The sequence below is a fragment of the Bradyrhizobium pachyrhizi genome, from assembly GCF_001189245.1.
GTDB classification, from domain to species: Bacteria; Pseudomonadota; Alphaproteobacteria; order Rhizobiales; family Xanthobacteraceae; genus Bradyrhizobium; species Bradyrhizobium pachyrhizi.
Genome location: NZ_LFIQ01000077.1, coordinates 85,882 through 103,207 on the forward strand (window position 1 = coordinate 85,882; position 17,326 = coordinate 103,207).

At 64.5% G+C, this 17,326-nt stretch carries 14 protein-coding genes, 1 tRNA gene and 1 pseudogene; 7 read left to right on the top strand and 9 right to left on the bottom strand.

Going from position 1 to position 17,326, the window contains the following annotated elements:
- Positions 1-215, bottom strand: a pseudogene (locus tag AKL29_RS44935) (GFA family protein); the annotation flags it as partial.
- Positions 216-414: 199 nt separating this feature from the next.
- Here AKL29_RS44935 and AKL29_RS16545 point away from each other — a divergent pair.
- The 3 genes from AKL29_RS16545 to AKL29_RS16555 all read left to right on the top strand — a co-directional run bounded on the left by AKL29_RS16545 (position 415) and on the right by AKL29_RS16555 (position 3,087).
- Positions 415-1,083 carry a GntR family transcriptional regulator gene (locus AKL29_RS16545; RefSeq protein ID WP_028333954.1) on the top strand — a complete coding sequence of 223 codons (669 nt, stop codon included), beginning with the start codon at positions 415-417 and terminating at the stop codon, positions 1,081-1,083.
- Between the two features lies 1 nt (position 1,084).
- Complete coding sequence (locus AKL29_RS16550) at positions 1,085-2,296, top strand: MFS transporter (protein ID WP_050384894.1); 1,212 nt, start codon at positions 1,085-1,087, stop codon at positions 2,294-2,296.
- A gap of 131 nt (positions 2,297-2,427) precedes the next feature.
- Positions 2,428-3,087 (top strand): glutathione S-transferase family protein, encoded by a 660-nt coding sequence (locus AKL29_RS16555; protein ID WP_050384895.1) that lies wholly within the window; start codon positions 2,428-2,430, stop codon positions 3,085-3,087.
- A gap of 66 nt (positions 3,088-3,153) precedes the next feature.
- Here the strand turns inward: AKL29_RS16555 and lon are convergent, their stop codons facing one another.
- The 5 genes from lon to AKL29_RS16580 all read right to left on the bottom strand — a co-directional run bounded on the left by lon (position 3,154) and on the right by AKL29_RS16580 (position 10,104).
- On the bottom strand, positions 3,154-5,583 hold the full coding sequence (lon, locus tag AKL29_RS16560) for an endopeptidase La (RefSeq protein WP_028333951.1): 2,430 nt from the start codon (positions 5,581-5,583) through the stop codon (positions 3,154-3,156).
- 322 nt (positions 5,584-5,905) lie between these two features.
- Positions 5,906-7,180 carry an ATP-dependent Clp protease ATP-binding subunit ClpX gene (gene clpX / locus AKL29_RS16565; protein ID WP_018271869.1) on the bottom strand — a complete coding sequence of 425 codons (1,275 nt, stop codon included), beginning with the start codon at positions 7,178-7,180 and terminating at the stop codon, positions 5,906-5,908.
- A gap of 441 nt (positions 7,181-7,621) precedes the next feature.
- A complete protein-coding gene (locus AKL29_RS16570; RefSeq protein ID WP_016847729.1) occupies positions 7,622-8,257 on the bottom strand; it encodes an ATP-dependent Clp protease proteolytic subunit in 636 nt (211 codons plus the stop codon).
- A 240-nt stretch (positions 8,258-8,497) separates the two neighbouring features.
- On the bottom strand, positions 8,498-9,856 hold the full coding sequence (gene tig / locus AKL29_RS16575; protein WP_050384896.1) for a trigger factor: 1,359 nt from the start codon (positions 9,854-9,856) through the stop codon (positions 8,498-8,500).
- Positions 9,857-10,019: 163 nt separating this feature from the next.
- A tRNA-Leu gene (locus AKL29_RS16580) sits at positions 10,020-10,104 on the bottom strand.
- A gap of 136 nt (positions 10,105-10,240) precedes the next feature.
- Between AKL29_RS16580 and AKL29_RS16585 the strand changes: the two genes are divergently transcribed.
- The 3 genes from AKL29_RS16585 to AKL29_RS16595 all read left to right on the top strand — a co-directional run bounded on the left by AKL29_RS16585 (position 10,241) and on the right by AKL29_RS16595 (position 13,573).
- Positions 10,241-11,593, top strand: coding sequence for a multicopper oxidase family protein (locus tag AKL29_RS16585; protein ID WP_050384897.1), 1,353 nt, complete (start codon positions 10,241-10,243; stop codon positions 11,591-11,593).
- 18 nt (positions 11,594-11,611) lie between these two features.
- Complete coding sequence (locus tag AKL29_RS16590) at positions 11,612-12,697, top strand: enolase C-terminal domain-like protein (protein WP_050384898.1); 1,086 nt, start codon at positions 11,612-11,614, stop codon at positions 12,695-12,697.
- Positions 12,698-12,862: 165 nt separating this feature from the next.
- Entirely contained in the window at positions 12,863-13,573 is a 711-nt protein-coding gene (locus AKL29_RS16595) for a hypothetical protein (RefSeq protein WP_050384899.1), read from the top strand.
- 33 nt (positions 13,574-13,606) lie between these two features.
- Here the strand turns inward: AKL29_RS16595 and AKL29_RS16600 are convergent, their stop codons facing one another.
- Entirely contained in the window at positions 13,607-14,383 is a 777-nt protein-coding gene (locus AKL29_RS16600) for a tetratricopeptide repeat protein (protein ID WP_050384958.1), read from the bottom strand.
- A gap of 289 nt (positions 14,384-14,672) precedes the next feature.
- Between AKL29_RS16600 and AKL29_RS16605 the strand changes: the two genes are divergently transcribed.
- Positions 14,673-15,014 (top strand): hypothetical protein, encoded by a 342-nt coding sequence (locus AKL29_RS16605; RefSeq protein WP_050384900.1) that lies wholly within the window; start codon positions 14,673-14,675, stop codon positions 15,012-15,014.
- Positions 15,015-15,104: 90 nt separating this feature from the next.
- Here the strand turns inward: AKL29_RS16605 and AKL29_RS16610 are convergent, their stop codons facing one another.
- Together AKL29_RS16610 and AKL29_RS44940 are read right to left on the bottom strand one after the other, a co-directional pair.
- Positions 15,105-16,523, bottom strand: coding sequence for an MFS transporter (locus AKL29_RS16610; RefSeq protein WP_038377428.1), 1,419 nt, complete (start codon positions 16,521-16,523; stop codon positions 15,105-15,107).
- A gap of 61 nt (positions 16,524-16,584) precedes the next feature.
- Positions 16,585-17,326 (bottom strand): LLM class flavin-dependent oxidoreductase (locus tag AKL29_RS44940; protein ID WP_244482086.1); only part of this gene is annotated, 742 nt, incomplete at its 5' end.

Genomic DNA, 17,326 nt, shown 5'->3' on the forward strand with positions numbered 1-17,326 from the left:
TGGAAACGGATTCGGCCGTTATCGCCCCGCTTGCCGTAGACCTTCGGCGCACCTCCGGTCAGCCGCACCTGTTCGGCGTCGCAGATCACCGTGACGCGGTAGGGCGAGCCGGTCAGCGCCTGACAGTCCGTGCAATGGCAGATCGACACCCGTTCGGGATCGATCTCGGCCTGATAAGTGATAGCCCCGCAATGGCATTGCCCGTCGATGTGCATCTGGCGCTCTCCAATTCCGTCAAACAAAGCAGCCGCCGTGAGCGCGGTTCCATTGTCCAGGGCCCTGGCTCTCGGCCCACCTCCTTTAACGGAGCAACGCCGGTATCCCGTACCCGCATTGTTTGGGATACCAAATCGGGATACGAAAGCCGTCTGATCGAGATTCCACGCCCGCCAAGGAGCGGCCAAGGACGGCGCCATGTCGCAGATGCTTCAGATCCATGACCAGCTCCGGGAGATGATCCTGTCGCTCGACCTGGGCCCCGGCGAGCGGCTGACCGAGCGCTGGCTGGAGAGCCGGTTCGAGGGATCGCGCACGCCGATCCGTGCCGCGCTGGTCCGGCTCGAAGGCGAAGAGCTGGTGCGCCGCGACGGCCGCAACTGGATCGTCGCACCGATCGACCTCGGTGAGCTGGAGGCGCTTGCCGAGTTCCGGATTCCGCTGGAGACGACGGCGGTGCGCCTCGCCTGCGCGCGGGCGAGCGCAGCCGATATCGCCGGCGTCGAGGAGATGCTGGATGCCTGCCAGTCCGGCGCGCCGCGCGAGGAATGGCATCGGGTCGGCACCGATTTCCATGTCGAGATCGCGCGGCTCTCCGGCAATCCCTTCATCGTCAAGGCGATCGCCGGCGCCATGACGAGGCTGTCGCGGGCGCGCTGGCTGGAAGTGTGGACCGAGCCGTCGCGCGAGCAGGCCTGGCGCGAGCACCGGCGCATCCTCGGCTTCATCAAGGCCGACGATCCGGAGGCCGCCGCGCGCGAGGCCGCCGACCACATCACCGATACCCGCGATCGCCTGCTGCGTTCGCTGAACGAGGATCGCCGCGGCCTGCGGGCGCGCGGCTTCGCCGTGATCGGGCTGCGCTGACATGAACATCGAAGTCGATCGCGAAGCCCTGCTCGACGCGGGCCCCTGGAAACGCAATTTGATCGTCTGCGTGTTCGGCTCCTTCACGACAATCGTGGGGATGACGCTGCTGCTGCCGTTCCTGCCGCTCTATGTCGAGCAGCTCGGCGTGACCGATCATGCCGCGATCGTGCAATGGTCGGGCGTCGCCTATGGCGCAGCCTTCTTCAGCGCGGCGCTGACGGCGCCGCTGTGGGGACGGCTCGCCGATCGCTACGGCCGCAAGCTGATGCTGATCCGCGCCAGCCTCGGCATGGCCGTCGCGATGTCCCTGATCGGCATGGCGCACAATGTCTATGAGCTGGTTGGCTTGCGGCTGCTGACCGGCCTGCTCGGCGGCTACGCCTCGGGCTCGACCGTGCTGGTCGCGGCGCAGACGCCCAAGGCGCGCTCCGGCTGGGCGATCGGCGTGCTGTCGGCCGGCATCATGGCCGGAAGCCTCGTCGGTCCGTTGATCGGCGGCGTGCTGCCGGGGCTGATCGGCATCCGTGCGACCTTCTTCCTGATCGGCGGCGTCATCTTCTTCACCTTCCTCGGCACGACGTTCCTGATCCGCGAGGACGCGCGCCCGAAGACCGCGAAAGGCGGCAAGGCGCGTGGCGGCTGGTCGCTGGTCCCGGACAAGCGCCCTGTCGTCGCGATGTGGGGAACCGGCCTGCTGCTGATGGTCGCCAACATGTCGATCGAGCCGATCATCACGGTCTATGTCGCGCAACTGGTCGAGGCGCCGCAGGTGACATTCGTCGCCGGCCTCGTGATGTCGGCGGCGGCCTTCGGCAGCCTGCTGTCGTCCTCGCATCTCGGCAAGCTGGCCGATCGGGTCGGCCACTGGCGGATCATCACCATCTGCTTGGCGGTGTCGGCGCTGCTGTTGATCCCGCAGGCCTTCGTGGTCAGCGGCTGGCAGTTGATCCTGCTGCGCTTCCTGATGGGGCTCGCGCTCGGCGGCCTCCTGCCCTGCATCGCGAGCGTGATCCGGCACAACGTGCCTGATGCGGTCACCGGCAGCATGCTCGGCTACTCGATCTCGGCGCAATATGCCGGCCAGGTGATCGGCCCGCTCGCCGGCGGCTTCATCGGCGGCCATATCGGCATGCCCGCGGTGTTCCTCGGCACCAGCGTGCTGATGGCACTCGGCGCGATCGGCAATTTCGTCGTCGAAAGGAAAGAGTAGTTCCGGCGCCGGCGTACCCACGTCGGCAGCTCGATCATTCCGTACCGCAACGACGAAAAAGCCAGTCGGGGTGTCGGAACACGCGCCATTGGTTCGTTCTTTGCTGTGAAGCCAGCAAATGGAGATACCCAATGGCCGACCTGACGCTTACCACCTTCGATTGGGTTCCGGAGATGCCGCGGGGATTTGTGCGCGACCTCCGCGTGCGCTGGGCATTGGAAGAGGCGCGCTTGCCGTATCGCGTTGCAAGCGTGCCGTTTCGCGATCGGGGCCCCGAGCACTTCGCGCACCAGCCGTTCGGTCAGGTGCCGTGGCTGACCGACGGCGACGTCTCGATCTTCGAGAGCGGCGCGATCCTGCTGCATCTCGGCGAGCGCAGCGACGCGCTGCTGCCGACCGATCCGCGCCAGCGCAGCGAGGCTTTGAAATGGCTGTTCGCAGCGCTCAACTCGGTCGAGATGGCGAGCCTGCCCTGGTCGCTCCTGGTGTTCTCGGGCGAGAGCGGCGGCACGTCGGCATGGACACGCTTCGACGGCTTCCTGCAATCCCGGCTTAGGCACATAGAGCCGGTGCTGACGGGTCGCAAATGGCTGGCCGGGCCGTTCTCCGTCGCCGACATTCTCATGGCGGATGTGCTGCGCCTGGTCGACCGCTTCGACGGACTGGCGGAATATCCCGCGTGTCGCGACTACGTCGCGCGTGCCACGGCGCGGCCGGCTTTCGCAAAGGCGCATGCCGATCAGATGGCGCACTTTGCCGCCGCGGACAGAGCCGCAGCCCTACCGACCTGATCGCGAACAGCGAAAACAAAAACGGCGCCCGAAGGCGCCGTTTTCTTATGTCGATCGGAGCTTGCTTCAGTGCGCCGTCAGGCCACCGGACGCCTCATCCGAAGCATCGGGCTTGACGTCGACCTTGCTGGTCTCCTCTTCCCAGACGATCGGTGCGGGCACGCGGACCAGCGCCTTAGCGACAACCTCATCCAGCCGCGAGACCGGAATGATGTCCATGCCGCCCTTGATCGCATCGGAGATCTCCGTGAGATCCTTGGCGTTGTCCTCCGGGATCAGCACCGTCTTGATGCCACCGCGGGCGGCAGCCAGGAGCTTCTCCTTCAGACCGCCAATCGGCAGCACGCGACCACGCAGCGTGATCTCGCCGGTCATCGCGACATCGTGGCGGACCGGGATGCCGGTCATGACCGAGATGATCGCGGTGGCCATCGCCACACCGGCGGACGGACCGTCCTTCGGCGTCGCGCCCTCCGGCACGTGAACGTGGATGTCGCGGCGGTCAAACATCGGCGGTTCGATGCCGTAGACGATCGCACGCGAGCGGACGTAGGACGCCGCCGCCGAGATCGACTCCTTCATCACGTCGCGCAGATTGCCCGTGACGGTCATCTTGCCCTTGCCGGGCATCATGACGCCTTCGATGGTGAGCAACTCGCCGCCGACATCGGTCCAGGCCAGACCGGTGACGATACCGACCTGATCCTCGTCGTCGATCTCGCCGAAGCGATACTTCGGAACGCCGAGGAACTCTTCGATGTTCGCCTCGGTGACCTTCACCGACTTCTTCTTGGAGATCATCAGCTCCTTCACCGCCTTGCGGGCGAGTGTGGAGAGCTCACGCTCCAGGTTACGCACGCCCGCTTCGCGGGTGTAGCGCCGGATCATCAGGAGCAAGGCCGCGTCGTCGATCGACCATTCCTTGGAGTCCAGACCGTGCTTGGAGAGCGCGCTCGGGATCAGATGCTTGCGCGCGATCTCGACCTTCTCGTTCTCCGTGTAGCCGGCGATCCGGATGATCTCCATGCGGTCCATCAGCGGGCCGGGAATATTCAGCGTATTCGCGGTCGTGATGAACATCACGTTGGACAGGTCGTAGTCGACCTCCAGGTAGTGGTCGTTGAAGGTCGAGTTCTGCTCGGGGTCCAAGACCTCAAGCAGCGCCGACGACGGATCGCCGCGGAAATCGGCGCCCATCTTGTCGATCTCGTCCAGCAGGAACAGCGGGTTCGACGTTTTCGCCTTGCGCATCGACTGGATGATCTTGCCGGGCATCGAGCCGATATAGGTGCGGCGGTGACCGCGGATCTCGGCCTCGTCACGCACGCCGCCGAGCGATACGCGCACGAATTCGCGCCCCGTGGCCTTCGCGATCGACTTGCCGAGCGAGGTCTTGCCGACGCCGGGAGGCCCGACCAGGCACAGGATCGGTCCGGTCAGCTTGTTGGCGCGCGACTGCACCGCGAGATACTCGACGATGCGGTCCTTGACCTTCTCGAGCCCGTAGTGATCGGAGTCCAGCACCGCCTGCGCGGCCTCGAGGTCCTTCTTGACCTTGGACTTCTTGCCCCACGGGATCGACAGCAGCCAATCCAGATAGTTGCGCACGACGGTCGCTTCCGCGGACATCGGCGACATCTGGCGCAGCTTCTTCAGCTCGTGCTGGGCCTTCTCGCGCGCTTCCTTGGACAGCTTGGTCTTGGAGATCTTCTCCTCCAGATCGGCCAGCTCGTCGCGACCTTCGTCGTCGCCGAGCTCCTTCTGGATCGCCTTCATCTGCTCGTTCAGGTAATACTCGCGCTGGGTCTTCTCCATCTGGCGCTTGACGCGCGAGCGGATGCGCTTCTCGACCTGCAACACCGAGATCTCGCTCTCCATCAGGCCCAGCACCTTCTCCAGGCGCTGCGTGACGGACAACGTCTCCAGGATCGCTTGCCGATCGGCGATCTTGACCGCGAGATGCGAGGCAACGGTATCGCCGAGCTTGGCGAAATCGGTGATCGCCTGAACCACGCCGACGACTTCGGCGGAGATCTTCTTGTTCAGCTTCACATAGCTTTCGAAGTCGGACACGACCGAACGCGCCAGCGCCTCGGCTTCGACCGAGTTGGCGTCCGTGTCGGCGAGCGCGACCGCGGTCGCCTCGTAATATTCGCTGCGGTCGGAATACTTCTCGACGCGCGCGCGCTCGAGACCCTCGACCAGCACCTTCACGGTGCCGTCGGGCAGTTTCAGGAGCTGCAGGACGCTGGCGAGCGTACCAGTCTCGTAAATTGAATCGGGTGCCGGATCGTCATCGGACGCGTTCTTCTGCGTCGCGAGCATGATCAGCGCGTCGTTCTTCATCACCTCTTCGAGCGCGCGGATCGATTTCTCGCGGCCGACGAACAGCGGCACGATCATATGCGGGAAGACGACGATGTCGCGGAGCGGCAGCACCGGATAGGAGTGGCTTTCGCCGTGGACGATCGTTGGCCGGGGTTTTGAGGTCGTCATGGCCTAATCCTTTTGTTGTGCCCCCTTGCACGCAGTCCGCCTGCTTGCGCAACCGCCACAAGGTGCCTTGGTGATGCGGAATGCGAATGCTGTCGGCAGCCGCTTATTCCGCATCGTGAAGCGACGAATCTCAACGGATGAGATCCCTCACCGATAGCATTAGGTGGCTATCAGGCGGGGGGGTGTCAAGTCTCAGAAGTGTCGGGAAATATAGGCTAAACAAGCATTTGCTGCTACGCCGCAGGGGCGCCGCTGCTGCGCCATGGCGGCCGCCGGAGCGTCCGGCAGCCGCGCATTTTTGACGGGTCGAGATGAGCGCCGTTTAGGCGCTCGCGCTGCTCTCGACAGCGCGGTCGGAACGATCCGCGTAGATGTAGAGCGGACGCGCCGTTCCCTCGACGACCTCGCGCGAGATCACGACTTCCTCGACGCCTTCCAGGCCCGGGAGGTCGAACATGGTTTCGAGCAGGATGCTCTCCAGGATCGACCGCAGGCCGCGCGCGCCGGTCTTGCGCTCGATCGCCTTGCGGGCGACCGCGCCAAGCGCCTCGTCGGCGAAGGTCAGCTCGATGTTCTCCATCTCGAACAGCCGCTGGTACTGCTTCACCAGCGCGTTCTTCGGATCCGTCAGGATCTTCTTCAGCGAGGTCTCGTCGAGGTCCTCCAGCGTGGCAACGACGGGCAGACGGCCGACGAATTCCGGGATCAGGCCGTACTTCAGCAGGTCTTCCGGCTCGACGTGACGGAATATCTCGCCGGTGCGGCGATCCTCCGGCGCGAGCACCTGCGCCGCGAAGCCGATCGAGGTCGAACGGCCGCGCGCGGAGATGATCTTCTCGAGGCCCGAGAACGCACCGCCGCAGATGAACAGGATGTTGGTGGTATCCACCTGCAGGAACTCCTGCTGCGGATGCTTGCGGCCGCCCTGCGGCGGGACCGAGGCCACCGTGCCTTCCATGATCTTCAGGAGCGCCTGCTGGACGCCCTCGCCCGACACATCGCGGGTGATCGAGGGATTGTCCGACTTGCGGCTGATCTTGTCGATTTCGTCGATATAGACGATGCCGCGCTGCGCGCGCTCGACATTGTAGTCGGCGGCCTGCAGCAGCTTCAGGATGATGTTCTCGACGTCCTCGCCGACATAGCCGGCTTCGGTCAGCGTCGTCGCATCCGCCATCGTGAAGGGCACGTCGAGGATGCGGGCCAGCGTCTGCGCGAGCAGCGTCTTGCCCGAACCGGTCGGACCGATCAGCAGGATGTTCGACTTCGCCAGTTCGACGTCGTTGTGCTTGGTCTGATGGTTAAGCCGCTTGTAGTGGTTGTGGACGGCGACCGACAGCACCTTCTTGGCATGGCTCTGGCCGATCACGTAGTCGTCCAGGACCTTGCAGATTTCCTTCGGCGTCGGGATGCCGTCGCGCGACTTCACCAGCGAGGACTTGTTCTCCTCGCGAATGATGTCCATGCACAGTTCGACACACTCGTCGCAAATGAAGACAGTCGGTCCGGCAATCAGCTTGCGAACTTCATGCTGGCTCTTGCCGCAGAACGAGCAATATAGCGTGTTCTTGGCGTCGCTCGTGCCGACCTTACTCATTCATTATCTCCGTCCGCCGTTCGATCTCGTTTGCCAGATCGACCCAATCCGGCACACAACCGGGCTGTTGGGTAGATAGAGCAAATTCCGTACCAAAAAAGACCCTACGCAATACTGACCGTGTGGATCACGGTTTATTCGAATCTCCGCGATCATAGCCGATGCATCACAGCCAACCATGCTGGCACCCGACTATCAAGAATTCGCTAATCGGATGGCCAGCTCAACACCGTGACAATACCGTGATTTTCAACGATCGCACGTGGAATACGCGTCGAAATCCACGGAACGTTGCGGGATTACCACGTCAGTATATGAGCACGAAACCGGAACTTTCCGCCCGCGCGCATGCACCCGCGGGCCGGTCACCACCCTGCTTTTGCCGGTTATGTGAGGCGTCAATGTGGAGATCACACCGACGCCTCGAGATACCTGCCCAGATCAGGCGGCCTTCGCGGCGGCCGGGTCGTCCGGACGCTTGTCGATGACCTTGTCGACGAGGCCGAACGCCTTGGCGTCCTCGGCGGTAAGGAACTTGTCGCGCTCCAGCGCGTCCTCGATCGCCTTGTAGGTCTGGCCGGTATGCTTCACGTAGATTTCGTTGAGGCGCTTCTTGAGATTCAGGATCTCCTGCGCGTGCAGCATGATGTCGGTGGCCTGGCCCTGGAAGCCGCCGGAGGGCTGGTGCACCATGATGCGGGAATTCGGCAGCGTGAAGCGCATGTCCTTCTCGCCCGCAGCCAGCAGCAGCGAGCCCATCGAGGCCGCCTGCCCCGTGCACAGCGTCGATACCGGCGGACGGATGAACTGCATCGTGTCGTAGATCGCAAGACCCGACGTCACCACGCCACCCGGCGAGTTGATGTACATCGAGATCTCCTTCTTCGGATTCTCGGCCTCGAGGAACAGCAGCTGCGCGACGATCAGCGTCGACATGCCGTCTTCCACTGGACCGGTGACGAAGATGATGCGCTCCTTCAAAAGGCGCGAGAAAATGTCGTAGGCGCGTTCGCCGCGATTGGTCTGCTCGACGACCATCGGCACGAGGTTCATGTAGGTTTCAACGGGATCGCGCATGAAAGAACCCAAGGGTTAGGGGTGATGCAGAACTTTGCTCAAGACTACTTGGCTCAAGACTACTGCCTCAAGGCTTAACCCAGATATGGGCCAATTTCCGGCCGACAAGGCCGTCAACTCGCCGCACTAGCCACCTGGGCAGGTAGCAGAAGTTCAAGCTGATTCGCGTCTTCGCGCCTAGCGACGGGGACCTTCGCCAGGCGCGCTTTCGCGGTTCATCATTAACGCAAGGTGCCGAATTTAAGCGGCAGTTTTCTCGGCGTCTTCATCCTTGAACAGCTCCTCCTTGGTGACCTTCTTCTCGGTCACATTGGCGAGCTCCAGAACGAAGTCGACGACCTTGTCCTCGTAGATCGGGGCGCGGAGCTGGGCCAACGCCTGGGCGTTGCTGCGGTAGTAGTCCCAGACTTCCTTTTCGCGGCCGGGCATCTGGCGTGCACGCTCGATCACGGCGCGCGACACCTCGTCGTCGGTCACGGTGATCTTGTTCTTCTCCCCGATCTCCGACAGCACGAGGCCGAGGCGGACGCGACGGTCGGCGATCTTGTGGTACTCCTCCTTTGCCGCTTCCTCGGTGGTGTTCTCGTCGGCGAAGGTCTTGCCAGACGAGTCCATCTCGGCCTTGATCGAGTTCCACATCAGGTTGAACTCTTCGGCGACAAGCGACGGCGGCGCCTCGAATTTGTGGCTCTCGTCGAGCCGGTCGAGCAGAGCGCGCTTGACCTTCTGGCGGGTGGCGCCGGCGAACTCGGCCGTCAGGCGTTCGCGGGCAGCTTCCTTCAGCTTGTCGAGCGACTCCAGGCCAAGCGTCTTGGCGAACTCGTCGTCGATCGTGGTCTCACCGGGCGCCTCGATCAGCGTCGCGGTGGTCTCGAACTCGGCCGGCTGGCCGGCGAGCTTCTCGTTCAGATAGTTCTTGGGGAACGAGACCTTCAGCGTGCGGGTCTCATTGGTGCCGATGCCGATCAGCTGCTCCTCGAAGCCCGGAATGAACTGGCCGGCGCCGATCACGACCTGGATGCCCTCGCCGGTGCCGCCCTCGAACGCTTCACCGTTGATGGTGCCCTTGAAGCTGATGGTGACGCGGTCGCCCTTCTCCGCCGCGCCCTCGGTCTTGGCATTGTACGGGCGGCTGCCCTCGGCGATCCGCTTGATGGCATCGTCGACATCGGCGTCGGAGACTTCGACGACCGGCTTCTCGACCGAGAACGACTTGAAATCGGCGAGCTGGATCGGCGGCACGACTTCGATCGCGACGGTGTAGGTCAGGTCGGTCTTGCCCGACAGCAATTCCTCGACCTGGTCCTTCTCGGTCGGCATCGTGATCTTCGGCTCGCCGGCGAGGCGGAAGCCGCGATCCTCGAAGATCTGCCGGTTGGTATCGCTGATGGTCTGGTCGATGGTCTCGGCCATCACCGAGCGGCCGTAGATCTTCTTCAGATGCGCCACCGGCACCTTGCCGGGACGGAAGCCGTTGAGACGGACCTTGTCCTTGAGGTCGACCAGCTTGGCGTCGGCCTTGGCATCGAGATCGGATGCCGGGACGCTGATCTTGAATTCGTGCTTCAATCCCTCGTTGAGGGTCTCGGTGACCTGCATGGTATCAATCTTCTTCCGCTTTTGCCCGGCCCGAGCGGCCGTGGCAGTGTTCAATCTGTTCGACGGCGGGCCTCGCGGCCTAACGTCTGTGGGTTCGGCGAACCCGCACCCCATCGGGGCCAAAGGTTCTCCAAGAATTCGTCATGCAAACGCTGTAAGCGCTTGGTGCGGGCGGAGGGACTCGAACCCCCACAACTTTCGTCACTGGAACCTAAATCCAGCGCGTCTACCAGTTCCGCCACGCCCGCGCGAAAAGCATCCCAGTCCGGCCGCGATGCCGCGGGCGGCCGGGCTTATAACATGCGCCCACCGGTTCGCAGCAAAAAAATGGCCGCTGTTGAGCCCGCCCTGCGACCGATCGCGACTGGACAGGTACACTTGAAAATGGTCCGCATCGGCCGGATGGCAAGTCCTCCCGCAAGTCCCGAATTTTCACTCACCCGGCGCAGCCTGATCGCCGCCCTTGGCGCCGCGGCGCTTTGCCCCGCTCTGCCCGCCACCGGCGCGGCACAGGGCCGGACCGCGGTCGCGCTCCAGGCCAAACCCGACCGCATCTCGCTTCGTCCAGGCGACGGACCGGGTCCTGGCGGACCGGAGACATCGGTCTGGTCACTCGGCAGCAACGACCTCCGCTTCAAGCGCGGCGAGATCCTTGACGTCACCTTTGGCAATGACCTGCCGGTCGCGGCCGCGCTGGATTGCCGCGGGCTCGACGGCGTCGCGGCGGCGGAGCCACTGGCCTCCCGGGCGCTGCTTGCCGCCGGGGGAAAGGATAGCTTCCAGCTGCCGCTTCGGCATGCCGGCACCTTCCTCTGCGAGCCGCTGATCGGCGATGGCGGCACGGCACCGGCGCGGCCGCTGCCGCTGATCGTGACCGGCACCTCGCCGGTCGCGGTCGATCGCGACGAGGTCTTGCTGATCGAGGAGTGGCGCCTGCGGCCGGACGGAAGCGCAATCCCGGCCGGCAATGATCCAAAAGATTCGACGCGAATTCATACGATTAACGGCAAAACCTCATACGATATCTCGGCACCGGCCAATGCCCGCCTCAGACTCCGCTTTATCAACGGCAGCCAACGCAGCGTGCTGGCGGTCAAGCTGGAGAACCTCGACGTCCGGGTGATGGCCATCGACGGCCAGCCGGCCGAACCATTTCCGGCCCGCAACGGTGCGCTGGTACTGGCTCCTGGCGGCCGCACCGATGTGTTCGTCGACGCGGCCGGACCGGCCGGAACCAGCTTCGCGATCCTGCTGCACGACGGCACGCTGGCCCGCCCGGTCGGCAAGCTGGCCGTCTCGAACGACCCGCCGGTCCGCCCGGCGCCGTTCCCGCCGGCTCCACCGCTGCCCGGCAACGACATGCCAGCCCAGGTCGATCTCAAGAGCGCCGCAAGGTTCGAGCTAACCCTCGGCACGCCGACCGAATGGTTCCGCCCGGCGGACTTCAAGCCATCGGCCGCGCCGGCCTTTCAGGCCAAAGCCGGCCGGCCGGCCGTGCTGGCGCTGACCAATCGCGGCCCGATCGCCAGCGTCTTTCATCTGCACGGCCATCACTTCCGTCTGCTCGACCGGCTCGACGACGGCTGGAAGCCGTTCTGGCTCGACACGCTCGCGGTCGAACCGGGCCAGACCCAGCGCATCGCCTTCCTCGCCGAATATCCGGGCCGCTATCTGATCGAGCAGGTCGCGACCGACTGGGCCGCGCCGCGGCTCGTCCGATGGTACAGTGTCCAATAACAAAAAGAGGAAACGTCCATGAGCCAGACAGTTGCAGCGATCCGCGGAGTTCGTGCGCGAAGCGTCGTGGTGCCGCTCAAGCGCCCTGTGAAGAACGCCTTCGGCGTGATCGATTCCGGCCCGCTGGTTCTGATCGATGTCGAGACCGACCAAGGCGTTACCGGCCGCACCTACATCTTCGCCTACAGCAAGCTCACGCTTAAACCTCTTGCCTATCTGATCGAGGAGATCGGCCGCGAACTCATCGGCAAGCCGGTCGCGCCGTTCGACCTGATGAAGGCAATGGACGCCAAGTTTCGGCTGCTCGGCTGGCAGGGCCTGATCGGCATGGCGGTATCCGGTCTCGACATGGCGTATTGGGATGTAGTCGGCCACCTCGCCGGCCGGCCGCTGGTCGAACTGCTCGGCGGCTCGGCGAAGCCGATCAAGGCCTATGACAGCTATGGCGTGGTCGATCCCGTCGCCGACGAGCGCGCGCTGCGGCGCTCGCTCGACCAGGGCTTCAAGGGCATCAAGATCAAGGGCGGCGACGGAGATGCCGCCAATGACGAGCGCGTCGTGAAGGGCGTGCGCACCCTGCTCGGTCCCGACATCGCGTTGATGATCGACTTCAACCAGTCGCTCGATCCAGCGGAGGCGACCCGCCGGATCGCGCGGCTTGCACCCTACGATTTGCACTGGATCGAGGAGCCGGTGCCGCAGGAGAGCCTGTCCGGCCACGCCAAAGTCCGCGAGACCTCGCCGACGCCGATCCAGGCCGGCGAGAACTGGTGGTTTCCGCGCGGCTTCGCCGAAGCGATCGCGGCCGGCGCATCGGACTTCATCATGCCCGACGTCATGAAGGTCGGCGGCGTCACCGGCTGGATGCAGGTCGCAGGACAAGCCGACGCCGCATCGATTCCGATGTCGAGCCATTTGTTCGCGGAGGTCAGCGCGCATCTGCTCGCGGTGACGCCGACCGCGCACTGGCTCGAATTCCTCGACTTCGCCGGCTCCATCCTCACAAGGCCCGCCGAGATCGTCGACGGCGTGGTGACCGCCAAGGGTCCCGGGCTCGGCATCGAGTGGAACGAGCCGGCGGTGGCGAAGTATCTCATGAGCTAGCCGCGGACAGTAGGATGGGTGGAGCGCAGCGATACCCATCATCTGGCCGCGCGGAGATGATTGATGGGCTTCGCTCCACCCATCCTACATGGCCGTTGTTGCGATCGATCGCAGCTTCACCTTTGCCGTGCGTTCATGTAGGTCAACCGGATATCGGAGCGCCCAATGTCGACCAACAACAAGCTGACGCTCAAATTCCGTTGTCCGACGGAGCTTGACGGACTGATACCGGCCCCCATACCGGCGGCGCAGGGCGTTCCCGACTGGCTCAAGTCCATGCCGGCGACGGCCTTCTCTTCGATCAACCTGCACGACGAGGACACCATCAAGCGCTGCCCGCCGTTCGTGGATGCGATGACCTGCGGGTTCTTGCTGCCGCTGGTTTGCGATCTCAAGGTCGAGGCCGGCGAAATCACCTGGGACCAGGACCTGCCGCCGGGAGGCACGCCGGAATTTCCACGCTCACCGATCGGCTTCCACGACCCGGGTCAGGTCACCGGCACTCCGCTGTTTGAAGAGGGCCGCTTCTTTCTCAAATTCCACAATTTGTGGACCGTCGAAGCCCCGGAAGGCTACGCGATCTACTTCACCCATCCCGTCAACCGCTTCGACCTGCCATTCACCACACTCAGCGGCCTGGTCAATTCCGACCTCTATGCCGACAATTGGGTGCACTTTCCGGCGTACTGGCACGACAGGAACTTCCGAGGCGTGCTCCCCAAGGGGACTCCGATCGCGCAATGTATTCCCGTCAAGCGAGACGACTGGACCGCGCAGGCATCGCCGTTTACCGCCGAAGACGCCAAGCGGGTCGGCGAACTCCGCACCGAGCTCAGACGGCAGCCGAACCTCTACCGGAGAAACTTCAGGGCGTAAGGCGAGGCGGAATGCCGTCCGCCGTGCTCAATGTCACTCCCCGCCGAGGAACCTCGCAGCGGCGCTCTGGGAGAAGAAGAAGCGGCCATGAGATCCCGAGGCCATGACGAATGCCGCGCGTCCAAACAGCTGCGGCTGACCGCGCATCACCGAGCGCAGCGCCGCCTCGGCAGCATCGCGCTCACCCTGCTCGAAAAGGCAGGTGGCGAGGTGGGCGCGGGTCGAGCGATCATCCGGGTATTGCGCGAGCACGCGGCGGAACGCATCCGCGGCTGCGGCGTAGTCGCCAACGAGGATCAGGACCCGCCCGAGCTGGTTGAGAACGTCGGGGCGTCCCGGCGCGGCATCACGTGCCGCCGTCAGGACGCTTGCGGCCCGCGCGATGTCATTGGTCTCCTGCAACAAGCGCCCGAGATCGAGCTTCAGGTCGACGCTCTCGGGGGCGAGCGCGAGACCGGCCTCGATCATGCCGATCGCCTCGTCGTGTTGACCGGCCTTGGCAAGCTGCCCGGCGAGTTCCTGGAAAGAAGGCAAGTATGGCGGGCGGCGTGCCGCCGTGCGGCGAAGCTGCGCGATGCCGTCCGTGGCCCGCCCCGCACCGCACAGCAACGCGCCAAGCAAGGTCTCGACCTCGCTATCCTCGCCGCGGCGCGCGACCCGCTCCAGCGGTGCGATCGCCTCGCCGCCCCGCTTCTGCCCCATCAGCGCATGCGCCAGCAGAAGCGCGGCATGCCTGTCGGTACGGTTCGATTTCAGGATGTTGGTGGCGATCTGCTCCGCCTGCGCAAACTGCTGCGCCCGCAACGCCATCGCGCCTTGTTGCAGCGCCTGAGCGAGGAAATTGTTCTGCGTGGCACTCACGAGCGGGATTCACGGGATGCAAGGGAACCTCGTGGGGCTTTAGCCCGCCTCCTTCCACGCGTCCACCAAAAGTCTCGTGCAAGCGGAACTTCAGCACAGACGAACCGTCCCGCCCGCTCCGCCGGCAGCGGAAGGATCGGATCTAGGCGGGACAAGGGTAATGCCGACCTTGTATGCTGCAATGATCGGCGTGCCGCCGAACGAACCTGACTCATCTGACTCAGATCGGAGAACCGGAATGGCACAGTGCATCGTTATCGTTCAATTCGACCTTCCGAAGCGAACCGAAGAACAGTCCATCAGGGGTGGCATGGGCAGCGCCCCCACCTATCGAAAGCTCGCAACAAAGGGGCTGATCCGTAAAGACTACCTCAACGGCGAGGCCGGCGCGGGCGGCGTTTACCTGTGGGAGAGCCGGGAAGCCGCCGAGGCATGGTTTACCGAGGCCAAGATCGCCGAGCTGACTGAGCGGTTCGGAGCCCGGCCGCGGCTGACCTGGTACGACACGCATGTCACTGTCGACAATCTCACGGGCGAGACGCGAGTGAATCAAACCGCGCTGATTTCCGCCGCGGAATGAAATCGACCTGAGTGATTGTTGAACGCCCGCATCTGGGTGCACTGCGGGCGTCAACGCGGCTATTTTCCGACCGGGGCCTCTGCCCGACGCCTAATCCCCGCCGCCGGCGATCCTGCCAGTGCTCGGTTGCAGCGTGCTGTGCGCCTGCGCAGGCGAAGCTTCGCCGTCCATCGCCTCCGGCCGCAACGCCTCCAGCGGACGCTTGCGGGTCTCGATGCCGAGCACCGCAACCGCGATCGCCTGCACCACCAGGAGCCCGGCCACCACAGAGACGACGCCGGTGACGCCGAACCTTGTGAACAGCTCGACCACGATGAACGGCGTCACGATCGACATCAGGCGACCGGCCGTGTTGCAGATGCCGGATCCGCGCATCCTGAGCTCGGTCGGGAACAGTTCGGGGATGTAGAGTCCCCAGGCCAGCGCCAGCATCACCGCCACCGTGAACACGAGCAGGAAGCCGATCAGGACGAAGGCGACCGGGTTGATGAACATCGGATAGATCAGCCCGAGCCCGGCCGCGGCGAGCGACAGCACGATCAGCGACGGCTTGCGGTCGATCTTCTCACCGATCCACATGCCCGACAGCGTGCCGAGCGGGCTGCCGAGCGTCATCAGCATGGTGTAGCCGAGCGATGACGACAGGTTGATGCCCTGCTTGACGAAGAAGGTCGGGATCCAGGCGATGAAGCCGTAGACTGCGGTGTTGAGCCCGATCAGGATCAGGCAGCCGACGATGGTCCGCGCGATCAACGCGCGCGAGAACAGGCGCGTGAAGCGAACGTCCGGCTGCACCGGGGCCGGCTGATAGGCCGGGGTCGGCAGGGTCCTGCCCTTGCCGACCTCCTGCTCGATCGCCGCCAGCACCGCCTCCGCCTCGGCGCTCTTGCCCTGCGTCTCGAGCCAGCGTGGCGATTCCGGCAGCGAGCGCCGCAGGAACCAGACGATCATCGCGCCGATGCCGCACAGCGCGAACATCCAGCGCCAGCCGAGATGCGGAATGACGACCCAGCCGACCAGCGTCGCGACGAACAGCGCACCATTGGTGCAGGTCGCGAGCGCCGCGCCCCAGCGGCCGCGCTGCTGCGGCGGGATGAATTCGCTGAGCACGACATAGCCGACGACGATCTCGGCGCCGAGCCCGAGGCCCATCACGAAGCGGGCCCCGATCAGCCAGTTCATCGACGGCGCGAGCGTTGCCGCCAGCGCGCTGAGGCCGAAGATCAGGAGGTTGGCCTGGTAGGCGAACTTGCGGCCGAAGCGGTCGCCGGCGATGCCCGCCAGCCAGGCACCGATCAGCATCCCGACAAAGGTCGCCGAGATGAAGCGTGCATTCTGGGCGAGGTCCGAATAGCCGGACTGAACCAGCGCGCCGAGAATGCTGCCGGCGAGGAAGATCTCGAAGCCGTCGACGAACAGTCCGGCTCCGATCAGCGCGAATATCCGGTAGTGAAATCCGGCGATCGGCAATCTGTCGAGCCGGCCCCCCGCGTTAACGCCCTTGGTCACTTCAGCCTCCCTGATTTTGATTTTGTTTTGATCGTTGTCTGCGCCGGCGTTCTGTCCGGCGTCATCCGGTCGAGACGCGCGCCTCCTCGTCTGCGCTTGCATGCACGGCTTGCGGCCGCGGCAGGCCGAGATTCTCGCGCAATGTGTCGCCCTGATAGTCGCGCTGGAACAGGCCGCGGCGTTGCAGCTCGGGCACCACGAGGCGCACGAAGTCCTGGTAGGTGCCGGGCACATGGGTGGCCGCCACGACAAAGCCGTCGCAGCCGCCTTCGCAGAACCAGCGCTCCATCTGATCGGCGACCGCCTTGGGCGAGCCGACGAAGGTTGGTAGTTCAGCGAGCGTCCCGCGCCCGCTGAACTGCACGAAGTCCCGCGGCGTCGGATTGGGCTTGCCGCTGAGATTCATCACGCGGTCGCGGATCGCCTGCAATCCGCTGATCGAAGCCAGCTCGTCCGACGTGAACGGCTCGTCCATCGGCTTGGCCGCGAAATCGTAGTTCAGCACCTCCGACAACAGCGTCAGCGCATCGATCGGCTTGGCGAGCCGGTTGATCGCGGCGAACTTGTCCTCGGCCTCGGCCTGGGTCTCGGCGACGATCGGATAGACCGCCGGCGCGATGCTGATGTCCCTGCCCGTCTTGGCGAGCGTCCCCTTCAAGTCGGCATACTGCTTCTTCGCGATGTCGAGATTGGGATAGATCACGAAGATCAGTTCGCCCCAGCGCGCCGCGAAGGTCTTGCCGCGGCCGCTCTGGCCGGCCTGAATGATCACCGGATGGCCCTGCGGCGAGCGCGGCACCGTG